The organism is Shewanella sp. POL2, assembly GCF_000282755.1.
Taxonomy (GTDB): domain Bacteria; phylum Pseudomonadota; class Gammaproteobacteria; order Enterobacterales; family Shewanellaceae; genus Shewanella; species Shewanella xiamenensis.
In genome coordinates, this window is record NZ_AKZL01000015.1 from 1 (window position 1) to 13,362 (window position 13,362).

5 protein-coding genes are annotated in these 13,362 nt (G+C 49.2%); 3 read left to right on the forward strand and 2 right to left on the reverse strand.

The window, feature by feature from the left end:
- Positions 1-397 precede the first annotated feature (397 nt).
- On the reverse strand, positions 398-3,304 hold the full coding sequence (gene rapA / locus SHEWPOL2_RS05725) for an RNA polymerase-associated protein RapA (protein ID WP_037414061.1): 2,907 nt from the start codon (positions 3,302-3,304) through the stop codon (positions 398-400).
- 390 nt (positions 3,305-3,694) lie between these two features.
- Between rapA and SHEWPOL2_RS05730 the strand changes: the two genes are divergently transcribed.
- The 3 genes from SHEWPOL2_RS05730 (at position 3,695) to SHEWPOL2_RS05740 (ending at position 11,502) form a co-directional block, all read left to right on the forward strand.
- Positions 3,695-5,089 carry a PhoH family protein gene (locus tag SHEWPOL2_RS05730; protein ID WP_037426948.1) on the forward strand — a complete coding sequence of 465 codons (1,395 nt, stop codon included), beginning with the start codon at positions 3,695-3,697 and terminating at the stop codon, positions 5,087-5,089.
- 219 nt (positions 5,090-5,308) lie between these two features.
- Positions 5,309-9,019, forward strand: coding sequence for a response regulator (locus tag SHEWPOL2_RS05735; RefSeq protein ID WP_037414057.1), 3,711 nt, complete (start codon positions 5,309-5,311; stop codon positions 9,017-9,019).
- An 80-nt stretch (positions 9,020-9,099) separates the two neighbouring features.
- Positions 9,100-11,502 carry a zinc-dependent metalloprotease gene (locus SHEWPOL2_RS05740; RefSeq protein WP_037426950.1) on the forward strand — a complete coding sequence of 801 codons (2,403 nt, stop codon included), beginning with the start codon at positions 9,100-9,102 and terminating at the stop codon, positions 11,500-11,502.
- Positions 11,503-11,547: 45 nt separating this feature from the next.
- On the opposite strand, the gene SHEWPOL2_RS05745 is transcribed toward SHEWPOL2_RS05740, so the two are convergent.
- A complete protein-coding gene (locus SHEWPOL2_RS05745; RefSeq protein ID WP_037426953.1) occupies positions 11,548-13,356 on the reverse strand; it encodes a protein kinase in 1,809 nt (602 codons plus the stop codon).
- Positions 13,357-13,362 lie beyond the last annotated feature (6 nt).

Genomic DNA, 13,362 nt, shown 5'->3' on the forward strand with positions numbered 1-13,362 from the left:
CTGCTCGCTCTTTTAGCGGGCGTCGGTTTGTTGGGATTAGACTGAGCGGCTTCGGCGCTAGGCTCGGGAGTTTGGTTACTGGGATCGGCGGCGAGTAAGCTCGCACTGGCGAGAGCTAAGGTGAGGCTCAATACCGAGGGAATGATACGCGCCATAGAATTGATAACCACCTGTGTAGTCTTATAAATTCAATTAGCTAGAGTATAACCTTAAGCTGCGTAGCAGAAGCAATTTTTGCTTAAGGTCGTGACGGCGACCGCGCAGTGCGGCGCCTGGACAGGCTTATGCGAAAAAAATGTTTATACAACAGAGAAAATAATAACGCCCAGCAATTGGCTGGGCGTTTGTGTTTTAGCTTAAGCGAGCCGGATCAGGCTCAGTTTAATGCCAATCAAGATTAAACATGGCTAACTAGCACCATACGAATCGCATCAAGCTGCAACTGACTCGCATCGAGGTAAGTGGTCAGCTCCCGCATTTGGTTGCGTAGGTATTCTAATTCTTCCTCACGGATATTGGGGTTGACCGCTTTGAGGGACTCTAAACGTTCGAGTTCGCCTGTGAGTTGGCTGGTCATCTTCTCGCGCGCTTGAGCCACTAACTCATTGACGGCCACTTGGGCATACTCTTCGCCTTTAGCAAATAACGGATGCAGAATTGGCTGTGATGCAGTGACTAACTTGCTACCAATATGACGGTTTACCGCGCTTAACTGTTTGTCAAAACTGGTGTAATCGACCTTGGCTGACAGATCGTTGCCATTTTTATCCAGCAGAATACGGATAGGCGTAGGCGGTAGATAACGATAGAGCTGGCTCGATTTAGGCGCCGAGGCATCTGCCATATAAATCAGTTCTAAAAACAGAGTGCCCGCAGGTAATGCCTTGTTTTTTAATATCGCAACACTTGTAGTACCGGTATCCGAGCTGGTGATCAAGTCGAGGCCGGTTTGCACCAGTGGATGCTCTTGGGTGATCAAGGCAATATCATCACGGGAGAGTGCAGTATCACGGTCGAAGGTGACGGTAACGCCATCCTCATGCAGGCCGGGATAAGTCGGGAACATCATATGTTCGCTTGGACGCAGGATAATCGAGTTTTCGCCTTTATCTTCCTGGTCGACACCGATAATGTCCCACAAGCGGATCACTGAGCCAATAAGTTTAGTATCTTGATCGCTTTGGGCTAAACGCTCGACAATCGCCTTGGCTTTATCGCCACCATGGGAGTTGATTTCCAGCAGTTTATCACGGCCTTGCTCCATGGCGTGTTTCAGTTCTTTGTAACGGCTTTGGGTGTGATTGAGCAGATTGGTCAGCTCGTCTTCATCACCGCCTACAAGAACATTTAACAATTCTTCGGCAAATTCACTGAAAAGTATATGGCCGCCAGGGCAGGTAAGCTCGAAGGCATTTAGACCTTGGTGATACCATTGGAGTAAACGCTCCTGCGCCGTATCTTGCAGATAAGGCAAGTGAATTTGGATATCGTTCTTTTGACCAATACGGTCTAAACGGCCGATACGTTGCTCTAATAAATCTGGGTTTAATGGCAGATCGAACAACACTAAGTGGCTGGCAAACTGGAAGTTACGACCCTCTGAGCCGATTTCTGAACAGATTAATGCTTGAGCGCCGCCTTCTTCTTGAGCAAAGTAAGCACCCGCTTTATCGCGCTCGATGATCGACATACCTTCGTGGAACACTGTGGCTTGAATGCCTTCACGGGTACGCAGGGCTTCTTCTAGGCTCAGGGCGGTATCGGCGCCACTGGCGATAATCAGCACTTTCTTGCTGCGGTGCGACTTTAAGAACTCGATTAACCAATCCACGCGAGGATCGAACTTCCACCAACTGGCGCTGTTGTCTTCAAATTCTTGATAGAGTTTTTCAGGGCTTAAGGCTTGTGCCGCTTTCGCTTCTAAGGTTTTACGACCGCCCATCATCTCATTCACGCGTGCAGCGGTAAGATACTGCTCAGGCATCGCATGGGGATAGGCGTTGAAAATACGTTTCGGAAAACCTTTTACCGAGGCGCGGCTGTTGCGGTAAAGTACGCGGCCAGTGCCGTGGCGATCAAGCAGTTCTTGCAGTAATTCGCTGCGGGCAGCTTGTTGTAACTCACTGTCGATGCCTTCGGCTTGAATTAACCGAATGCTCGGCGCTATGTCTTTTTCGCTGAGTAATTCGGTTAAGCTGTTGATAGCGGTATCGGATAATTTGCTTTCGCCCGCTAAAGCTTCGGCGGCGATGGCGACATCTTTGTAGCTGTTTTCTTCAGCAAGGAAGGCGTCGTAGTCATAGAAACGATCTGGGTCGAGTAGGCGCAAGCGCGCAAAATGGCTCTCGTGACCGAGTTGATCCGGTGTTGCGGTCAGTAATAATACGCCCGGTACGACTTCGCTTAAGGCTTCAACCACTTGGTAGGCGCGGCTTGGGGCGTCTTCTGTCCACTCTAAATGGTGCGCTTCATCAACCACTAACAGATCCCAATCGGCATCGAGTGCTTGGTCGAGACGTTTCTTTTTACGCAGTAATTCGAGTGAACAAATCACTAACTGTTCGGTATAGAAAGGGTTGTCATGGTCGGCAAAGGCTTCAACGCAACGGTCTTCATCAAACACGGAGAAGCGCAAGTTAAAGCGGCGCAGCATTTCCACTAACCACTGATGGCGCAGGGTATCCGGCACAATAATCAATACTCGTTCGGCACGGCCTGTCAGCAGTTGTTGGTGGATAATTAACCCTGCTTCGATGGTTTTACCTAAACCCACTTCGTCGGCCAGTAACACCCGCGGCGCATAACGGCGACCCACTTCATGGGCGATCCACATTTGATGGGGGATAAGACCGACGCGTGGCCCTTGTAAGCCGAGTAAATCAGAGGTCGCCAGTTGATTGCGCAGTAACTGGCATTGGTAACGAATGCCGAAACGATCGAGGCGGTCAATCTGACCCGCAAACAGGCGATCCTGCGGTTTGTTAAAACGAATGTTGTGGTTTAACAGGGTCTCACGCAGGCTGGTTTTCTCACCTGTTTCGCTGTGGATTCCGTGGTAGACGACGAGGCCGTCTTTTTCGGTGAGTTCTTCGACCGAGAGACTCCAGCCTTCATGGCTTTCAACCGTATCGCCAGGGTTGTATATGACGCGGGTCAGCGGGGCTTCGTTACGCGAGAACATACGGTTCTCACCAGTCGCAGGGAATAACACTGTGACCATGCGGCCTTCAACTTGTACGACTGTTCCTAAACCAAGCTCTGACTCGGTATCACTTATCCAACGTTGTCCTAAGGCAAACGGCATCTTAAATTCTCATCTCTGGGCGGACTCTAACAAAGGGCGCGTATGTTATATCAATACTAGGGATATTTGAATCGCCCTCTCAACCGTTAGAGACTAATTCTCCACACAGCAGATTACAAATTGAACAGTGAAGAAAATTCTCTGTTGCAGCTCGAGGTTTTGTCATGCTTCTGTCATATCGAGGGACCTACACTGCTTTCGAGTCTCTGATGATTTGGTTGGCATTCATTGAGAATGGTGCCAATATTAGTGTAAGCCGCTAGCTATCTTTATTCGGTAGAGGCTTGAACTTAAAGATCATTCTTAACCTAACGCCAATCAGCAAAGGAGCCATATCCACTCACTGGGAACGAGATATAACATAAAATAATCGAGCACTCTGGAGGCGCCATGGAACAAGACGACAGAAAGTTGTTTGTACTGGATACCAATGTGTTACTACATGAACCTTTGGCGATCTATTCGTTTAAAGAGCACGATGTAGTCATTCCGATGACTGTGCTAGAAGAGCTAGACCAGATTAAAGATCGAAAGAGTGATGTGAGTCGCGATGCGAGAGTTGCCATTCGGGCATTGGAAGATACCCTCGGCGGCGATACAACACCTGAACAAATTATTAATGGCGTCCCTTTGCCAAGTCGAGAAGGGCATGCCGATGCAATAGGCTCACTTTCTATTTTCCCTGACCATCTTGTCGATTTTACCTTAGGTGCCCTGCCGGGGGATGGCAACGATAACCGCATTATCAATACCGCACTACATCTACAAAATCTTCACCATCCACGTACTGTGGTACTCGTCACTAAAGATATCAATATGCGTCTTAAGGCCAAGGGCGCGGGTATTCAATTGGTTGAGGATTATCGAACCGACCAGCTGATCGATGATATTCGTTTTCTCAGCAAGGGCTTTTATCAGTTCGAAGGTAATTTTTGGGAGCATTTAAACAAAGTGTCCACCGAGCGCCACGGTCGGCATACGATTCATGAAGTCCCGCTGAAAGATTTAGACAACGAACCTTTCTACATTAACCAGTATCTGATTGATACCGAATCTGATTTTTGTGGCCGCGTCACCGAGCGTAGCGATACCCATCTGCATATTTTAGATCTGGGCCGCGAGCGCTTAAAAAACCTCGAGGCGTGGGGCGTTAAACCTAAGAATGTTTATCAAGGCATGGCGCTGCAAGCCTTGCTCGATCCCGATATCGATCTGGTGATCTTAACGGGGCCAGCGGGTTGCGGTAAAACCTTACTGGCAATGGCGGCTGCGCTTGAGTTGGTAGTGGAGCGCAATCGCTACGATAAGGTAATTGTGACTCGTAATACGCCAGAAATTGCCGAATCGATAGGTTTTTTACCCGGCACCGAAGAAGAAAAGATGATGCCATGGCTCGCGGCCATTACCGATACCTTAGAAGTGCTGCACAAGAATGATGTCAATCCGACCGGCAGTTTGAACTACATCATGGAGAAGGCGAATATCCAATTTAAGTCGATCAACTTTATGCGCGGCCGCTCGATCCAAAACTCCATTGTGCTTTTGGATGAATGTCAAAACTTAACGGCGTCGCAGATCAAAACCATGATCACTCGGATGGGAGAAGGTACAAAATTGATTTGTTGCGGTAACTTAGCGCAGATCGATTCGAATTATCTCACCGCAGTGACCTCGGGTTTAACCTACATAGTGGAACGTTTTAAAGACTTTGAAGGCAGTGCAAACTTATACCTGAATGGCGTGGTGCGTTCACGCTTAGCTGAATACGCTGAAGAACATCTCTAACCATTAACTAAATTGTTACAAAAGGTCTCACTTGTGAGACCTTTATTTTTAGCCATTTCTATGATTTTTCAGTTAGCTAATCATAGACTTTGCCAGTCTTAATATGGCAATTATTTGATGTGACTCGGGGTTTCTTCCTGCTAATATAAGGACCCATAAATGAACTCCGTAACTTTTGCCACCGATGGCTAAATCAAGTGCTGCAATCAAGGGTAGTGGATGAAATCGAGTGAGCCGGATCTCCAGCTAAAATCGCCGATCCAAAAGAATTATAACCGTGCCGTTTTTTATACTTATATCGGTGTAATTGTCCTGTCGTTGCTGACGGCGTGGATGTTTTTCGATCGCCAGAAAAGCCAGCAGATGGATCAGCGTGAAGAGCAGGTTGAACGCCATGTATTGCAAATTGACTTACTACTGGAGTCTAGCATTCGTGCGGTGAAGAGCTTGCGGGATGTGGCTGTGGATCACCTACGTTTAGGTGAGTTAGTGCGTAAGGATCGCTTACCGCAGTACGGCAAATTTAACGAAAGTGGTCAGTATTTTACCTTAGAGCCTAATTACGCCAAAGGTGGCAAGCCATTCACTAATATGGGGCGGATCACGGGCGCGGGTTCCCTCGATGGTCGCAGTGATAAGTTCTACCAAGAGCTGGAAATGCTGTTCGAGTTATCGCTGTCTTTCCCTGTGGCCAAAGAAGCCGCACCCAAAGCCTCGGCAATTTATTATCTATCGCGCCAGCGGATGATGTCATACTTCCCTTGGACCAATGATGATCAACGTTTTAGAGACGAGTTGCTCAATAAAAAACAATTCCAATACGCGACGCCAGCGATGAACCCGCAACGCAGCGTGTTTTGGAGTGAGGCCTACGTCGACTCCACAGGTAAAGGCTTATTGACCACCTTAGGTGTGCCCGTTTATCTCGACGATGAGTTTATGGGTTCGATAAACCTCGATATGACCTTAGCCTCATTGGCGCGGCAAATTCGGGTGTACTTCAAAATGCCGGGGACGGTGATCCTGCTCGATCAGCAGAATAATATTTTATCCCACAGTGATTTTGATGGCTCTGATATCAATCGGGTGTATCACATCAGCCAGCGCATTCCTTCTGAGCTGCATTCGTTGCCTGAGTCTGAATTATTCGACGCCCACGAAGGCATTATTCGTAACGGTTACTATATCCACTCGGTTGCGCTGCATAATGCGCCTTGGCGCTTGTTATATCTGCAAAATGAAGACGACCTGTTCCAAGATTCGGTCGAAAAACTGCAACTGACCTTTATCCTTGTGGTCATCGCTCTGTCGGTGCTGGTGACCATAGTACACTGGCAAACGCGCCGCTCTTTTGTGAGCCCTGCATCGCGGCTGTTATCCCACTTAGAGGGCTGCTCCCAAGAACCGCGTAAACCACCGGAAAAAATCACCCCTGGTTGGGAGCCTTGGTTCCTATTGGTCAGCCGCATTTTTGAGGAAAACAAGCAATACACTCACCATCTGGCCGAGCAAAATAAACGACTCGATAAACTGGTCGCGCGTCGTACTGAGCGGTTAAAAGATGCTACCGAGCGCCGCGAACGTGAATATGCGTTATTGCGGTCCTTACTCGACTCCATCCCAGAAGCCATTGTCTTTAAAGATAAAGAGGGCAATTACCTCGGCTGTAACAAGGCCGCCGAGCGGATGTTGGGTTACACCGAAAGCGAGATGATCGGTCTGTCGTCGGAGGATTTAACCTCGCCAGAGATGGGCATTCGTATTCGTGCCGAGGATGAGCAGATCCTAAAAGATCGCACGCCGCTGCGTTATCAAGAGAAGGTCGAGTTAGCGGGTAAACCTGTGTTGCTCGACACCCTGAAACTGCCTTTCTATAACCGTCGTGGTGAGCTGCAAGGCTTAATTGCCGTGTGGCGCGATGTGACGCGTGAGTACGAGTCCGCCGAACAGTTACGTCTGTCGGAAGAGCGTTACCACTTAGCGATGGATGCGGTAGAGGACGGTCTATGGGACTGGTATTTGGATTCGGAGCATATTATTTGCAACCCATCCTATTATTCGATGCTGGGGTATAAACCCAATGAATTCCCTGCGTTATTGTCGGCGATTGATCAACTGACGCATCCCGACGATAGAATTCGCGTCGAAGAATATCGTAATCAGTATCTGCAAAACCCGGTCGATGCTTATGAAATCGAGTTTCGGATTTTAGGTAAAAATGGCAGTTATCACTGGGTGCTTTCCCGTGGACGGGTAGTGGAATTTACCGCCGATGGTCAGCCTAAGCGTATGGTCGGTACCCATAAGGACATCACGCGCCATAAGAGTAACGAAGTGGCGCTGTTGGAGGCGAAGCAGGACGCGGAATTGGCCAACCTGTACAAGAGTGAATTTTTGGCGAATATGAGCCATGAAATCCGCACGCCAATGAACGCTATTATCGGTATGTTGCAGTTGGCGCAGCGCACCTCGCTGACGGCGCAGCAGAAGGATTACCTCGAAAAAGCCGGTTTCTCGGCGCAGTCGTTACTGCGGATTATTAACGATATTCTCGACTTCTCTAAGATTGAGGCGGGTAAGTTAGAGTTGGAGCGGGTGCCGTTTCCGCTGGATAAAGTGCTCGATCATGCCCTCGATCTCAACGCGCTTAAGGCGCAGGAACAAGGCGTTGAATTATTGCTGTATGCGCCAGTGACGGCAGGGCTCATTCTTAAGGGCGATCCACTGCGTCTAGGCCAAGTGCTGATCAATTTGTTGTCTAACGCGGTGAAGTTTACCCAATCCGGCGAGATTGAACTGGGATGTGAAGATGTCGGCGAGCGCGATCACCGGATTACCTTAAAATTCTGGGTGCGGGATACCGGTATTGGGATCAGTAAAGATCAGCAGGAAAAGTTATTCGATGCCTTTGCCCAAGCCGATGGTTCGACGACCCGTAAATACGGCGGCACAGGCTTAGGTTTATCGATCAGTAAGCATTTGGTCTCCATGATGGGTGGCAAGATGCAAGTACAGAGTGAGTTAGGCGTCGGCAGTACCTTTAGTTTTACCATCAGCTTTGAGATTGCTGAAGAGGCCAAGGTTGAGCCCTTAGTTGTGCCTGAAAAACTCAATAATTTACGCACACTTGTGGTGGATGATAACCCAACGGCGCTGCAAATTTACTCAGCGTTGATGCGCGATTTCCACTTTGAGGTGGATACTGCCGCGAGCGGCGCCGAGGCGCTGTATAAGTTGTCGCGAGATCCTATCGATTTATTGTTGCTCGACTGGATGATGCCAGAAATGGATGGCAGTGATGTGATTAGCGCCATCGATACCATGGTGGCCGAAGGTCGGATCGCGAAACGGCCAATCATTATTATGATGACGGCCTATGCGGCTGAACCTTTGCAACTTGAAGTCGATAGTGCCAATGTGTTTGCTGTGTTGCAAAAGCCCTTTAAGGCCTCGAGCCTGTTCGATGAGATTATTGCCGCCTTTGCCGACGAGCCAAGGCTCAATGTCGCACAGCCTATTGCTGAAGTGGCTGTCGAAGAAGGTGAGCACACAGGTTTAGTGCTCTTGGTTGAAGATAACTTTATCAACCAACAGGTTGCGACAGAGCTGTTAAAGAGTGCGGGTTACGAAGTCGTCGTTGCAGGAAATGGCCAAATTGCGTTGGATATTATCGACTCGCGCCCCTTCGATGCGGTATTAATGGATATTCAAATGCCAGTAATGGATGGTTTAACGGCGGCGCGGGCACTGCGTGAACGTTACAGCGCTGATGCCTTACCGATTATCGCCATGACAGCCCATGCGATGTCTGGTGATCGGGAAAAGAGTCTCGCCGCAGGGATGAATGCCCATATTACTAAGCCTATCGTGCTATCCGAATTATTTGAAACCTTAACCCATTGGATTAAGCACAAACATAATCACCATTAATTGTTCGCCCGGGGCCAGTGATGGCCCCGCGTGGTTAGTTTCATAGCGTGACCACGTAGACAGCCAGTTCAGGAGGAAAGATGAAACCCCATAGCCTAGCCCTCGCCATCCTGCTCTTAGGTTTGCCAGCCCTTAGCGTTGCCGCTACTCTGCCGAGCACTAAAATTGTTAAACAAAGCCAAGTAGCCAAGGGATTTCTCAATTTTTACTATGAACCGAGCGAAGGGGAGTTATACCTTGAGGTGAGTCGCCTCAATCAGCCCTTTCTCTTGGTGACTAGCTTACCTGAAGGGGTTGGCTCTAACGATATCGGCTTAGATCGTGGCCAGTTAGGTCAAACCCGCATGGTGCAGTTTGAACGTCAAGGTCCCTACATCCAGCTTAAGCAACTGAACACCCAGTATCGCGCCAATACCCAAGATGCCGCCGAAAAACGAGCAGTAGAGGAAGCCTTTGCCGATTCGGTATTGTGGCAGGGAAAATTGCTCGAAGGTAAGCCGGATATGGTGGCGATCAGTGAGCTAGTGCTTAATGATCTGCACGGTGTCTCACATGTGCTGCAACAGACGGGACAGGGCAATTATCATCTCGATTTAACCCGCTCGGCGATTTTGCCCGCAGGAGTTAAATCCTTTGAAAACAATAGCGATGTAGATGTGCAATTGACCTTTAAGGGCGATGTTGCTGGCGAGCAAGTCGCTAAGGTCACGCCCGATGGCACCTTTATGTCAGTACGGATGCGTTATTCTTTTGTTGAATTGCCAGGCGAAGGCTATCAAGTTCGCGCCTATCATCCGATGAGCGGCTATCTATCCGATGAGTACCGTGACTATGCGACGGATTTTTCTGAGCCTCTGGTGCAGCGGTTTATTTTGCGCCACCGCCTGCAGAAGGTGAACCCAGGCCCAGCGCCGAGCCAAGTGGTAAAGCCCATCACCTATTACCTCGACCCTGGCGTGCCTGAGCCTATTCGCTCGGCACTGCTCGATGGCGCACGCTGGTGGGAAACGGCCTTCACCCAAGCGGGATTTATCAACGGTTTTAAAGTTGAATTATTGCCGCCCGATGCCGATCCGCAGGATATCCGTTACAACATGATCCAGTGGGTCCACCGTGCGACGCGGGGCTGGTCTTATGGTGCAGCGCTCACCGATCCGCGTACTGGCGAAATCATCAAAGGCCAAGTGACCTTAGGGAGCTTGCGGGTACGCCAAGATTATTTGATTGCCAAAGGATTAACCGCAGGGTGGCAGGATAGAGCGGCGGCAGAGAAGGCCGCTAATGAGCTGGCTTTAGCGCGTATTCGGCAACTTGCTGCCCATGAGGTCGGTCATACCTTAGGGTTAGATCATAACTTTGCCGCCTCAACCAATCAGGATGCCTCTGTGATGGATTACCCCCATCCCAAGCTCCAGCTGAAAGGCAATGATATTGATATTTCAGCACCTTATGGCGTTGGTGTCGGGCCGTGGGATAACTTTGCCATCGCCTACGGTTATAGCGATGAAGGCGATGTGACTGCCCAGTTGACGCTGCAGAATCAGTTGTTGGCCGAGGTCGCGCGTAAGGGACTGCGTTACATCGGTGAAGCCGACTCACGCCAAAAGGATGCCAGTCACGCCTATGCAAGTTTGTGGGACAGTGGTGATGATCCAATCGCTCAACTATTGGAGCTAAATCGCATTCGTGCCAAGGCGATTGAAGGTTTCAGTCGAGCGGCCTTATTGCCTGGCGAGCCGCTTGGTGAATTGGTCGATGCTTTTGTACCTATCTATTTACTCAATCGTTACCAAATCGAGGCTGTCGCAAAATTTATTGGCGGCACCGACTATCACTATTTGTCTATCGGTGAGGGCGGTCGCTGGAGCTATATTGCACCGCCATTACAATTGTCGGGTCTCGATGCGTTGTTAAGCACCTTAGATGCAGCCAGTCTAACGGTCCCACAAACATTGTTAGACACTTTAGTCCCTAAAGCGGGTAATTATCAGCCAACGCGGGAGTCGTTTGAATCGGGGCTTGGGGTGGCGAGCGATCCCCTTGGCATGGCAGAAGTGTCTGCTCGCCACACTGTAAGCTTACTGCTCATGCCAAAACGCTTAAATCGTGTGAGCCAAGCGGCGATGGCCGATAATGAGCAACTCTCGGTTGAGACCCTACTGAATAAGTTGTTTGCCGCGACGTTATATCAGGAAGATAAGCTTGGCTTAGTTGAAGGTGTGTGGATGCGCGTTAATGCGGTGGTGATCGATGAACTCTTGTCGACCTACCATGATCCGCAAACTGCGCCAGAGGTTAAGGCTGCGCTCTTTGAACGTGCTCAATTTGTGATAAAGCAGCTCAAAGCCAAAGCTAACCGAGCCAATGCTAAAGTGGCTGCCCACTATAACGGTTTGGAGCAGGGCCTTAGTGCGGGGCTCTTGGATGCTAATAAAAAGCTTATCCCTAAGCCCTTAACTTTACCGCCAGGCTCGCCTATCTAGTCTTGGTTTGGCTATCAGCATAATAGGCGCTAGCGAATAGAATCGTTAAGCGCCTATTTCTTTTGGATTTTTAGGATAAAAATACTCGGGCTTACGTTCAATATGGGTAAAGCGACGGGTATTTTTATAGGGCAGTTTCATAAAGCCGGAAACGCCATGACCTTGAATTTTACCGACATAATGCAAAATGCGGTCGAGGCTGGCGCGAAACGCCGCCTGTTTACGCGGGTTGAGCAACTTTAAGTAGCTGTGGATCTTTAAGTGGTTCGGTAGGGCTTCAAAAATAATGCAACCCGTATGGTGGATTTGGTTGATGCGTGCCAATTCCTCCATAATTTCGTTCGGTAGTTCAAGGTTTTCATCCGGATCCTTACCATCTTCAAAGTAAGAATGCAGCCGCGATTTATCCTCGAGGGTTGGCACATCGCCCACTTCAAAGGGCAGTTGTAAATCGGCACTGGCGACAAAAGGTTCGTGAATGTTTTCACGCTCGATATGCAGCGTATCCCTGGCGTTAAAAAAGCAGGCCTTAAAGACGCCGATCCGTTTAATTCCCCGTGCGAGGGTCACCATATTATTAACGGCGATGATGAGCGCGCTTTTTTGTTTGGCATCGTAAATGGCAAGATTAGAATCAATAAACACGCCGGTTTCTTGCCAATGAATCGCTAGTCCGCCCACGATCGGATATTGGCCTAGACGACCCACGGCGGCGATAAAGCCTTTTTCGGTGTCGCCCATGCCAGCTAAGAAGTTGCGATAGTATTTTTCGAGTTGAATATCGTCCATCTTGGCGATGGGATCGTAAGCATTATGTTCTTTTAAGAATGATTTACGCGAACTGTAACTGACGGTTTCGACATCTTTTTCACGGGATTGGACCCAGACGGGGATGTCCCCCATCAGCTCAGCTTTTGGCAATTCAGGTAAGTGCAATCTATGGCTGTGGCGCATGCTTTTGAGAAAATAATCTCCCGCTAGATTGCGCTGCACGGCATCACTACTGAGCATGCCTTCCAAGGTGCGTGCTAATTCCATCGGTAAGCCAATGCTGGTGGGCGGGATAACCTGCGCACCGAACCGACTGGCTTGTCCTGAGGCTAAAGCATATAACGTTGCTGCGACGCCTTGCTCGTCAAAGCGTGGGCTGGAGAGTGCGCCGTTTAGCTGTTCTTCGCCAATAAAATACACATCTCCCATGCGGGCATTAGTGTGTTGCTGATCGCTCGACATCAGTGTCATCACATTGTCTTCGACGGCCTTGTTATGTTCATCCCGTTGCGCAAACACGGCGGAGCCCCAGTCGATTAAGGATAAGTGTTGGCTTTCAATATCATAGACAAGGTTTGAAGGCTTAATATCGCCATGTACTAAGGGTTTGCCAGTGCGCAGATAGTAGAGAATATCGGCGAGTTGGCGGGCGATACTCATTACCATTGCGGGAGGCAGAGCGCCTAAGCGGCGGCAAAGTTGCTCCAAATCTTCACCTTTAGCCCGCTCCATCACTAAAATCCCTTGTTTGCCGACCCGCTCAAATTTGATCGTCCCCGGAATGTTGGGGTGTTTGAGCAAGGACAGCATAAAGGCTTCTTCCTCTAAGCGGTCTTGAATATGCTGCGGCAGATTAATTCTTGAGAATTTAAATACATGGGCTTCGTCGGCCTGATTAATTCCCGCAAACACAAAGCCATAAGCCCCCTTACCGATAAACTCAATGTCTCGATAACCCAACTTACTTAACTGTTGTTTACATAAACGGATCCATGCCTTGTGCTTGCGGGCATCGTTAGCCTTGAGCAAATAAATCGATTGCTCTTCGGAAATGTAAAAATGTTGTAGTTGGGGTGTTTGCAATGCGAG

Coding starts and splice junctions, on each gene's coding strand:
- rapA (WP_037414061.1), bottom strand. CDS start 3,304: ATGCCGTTTGCCTTAGGACAACGTTGGATAAGTGATACCGAGTCAGAG.
- SHEWPOL2_RS05740 (WP_037426950.1), top strand. CDS start 9,100: ATGAAACCCCATAGCCTAGCCCTCGCCATCCTGCTCTTAGGTTTGCCA.
- SHEWPOL2_RS05735 (WP_037414057.1), top strand. CDS start 5,309: ATGAAATCGAGTGAGCCGGATCTCCAGCTAAAATCGCCGATCCAAAAG.
- SHEWPOL2_RS05730 (WP_037426948.1), top strand. CDS start 3,695: ATGGAACAAGACGACAGAAAGTTGTTTGTACTGGATACCAATGTGTTA.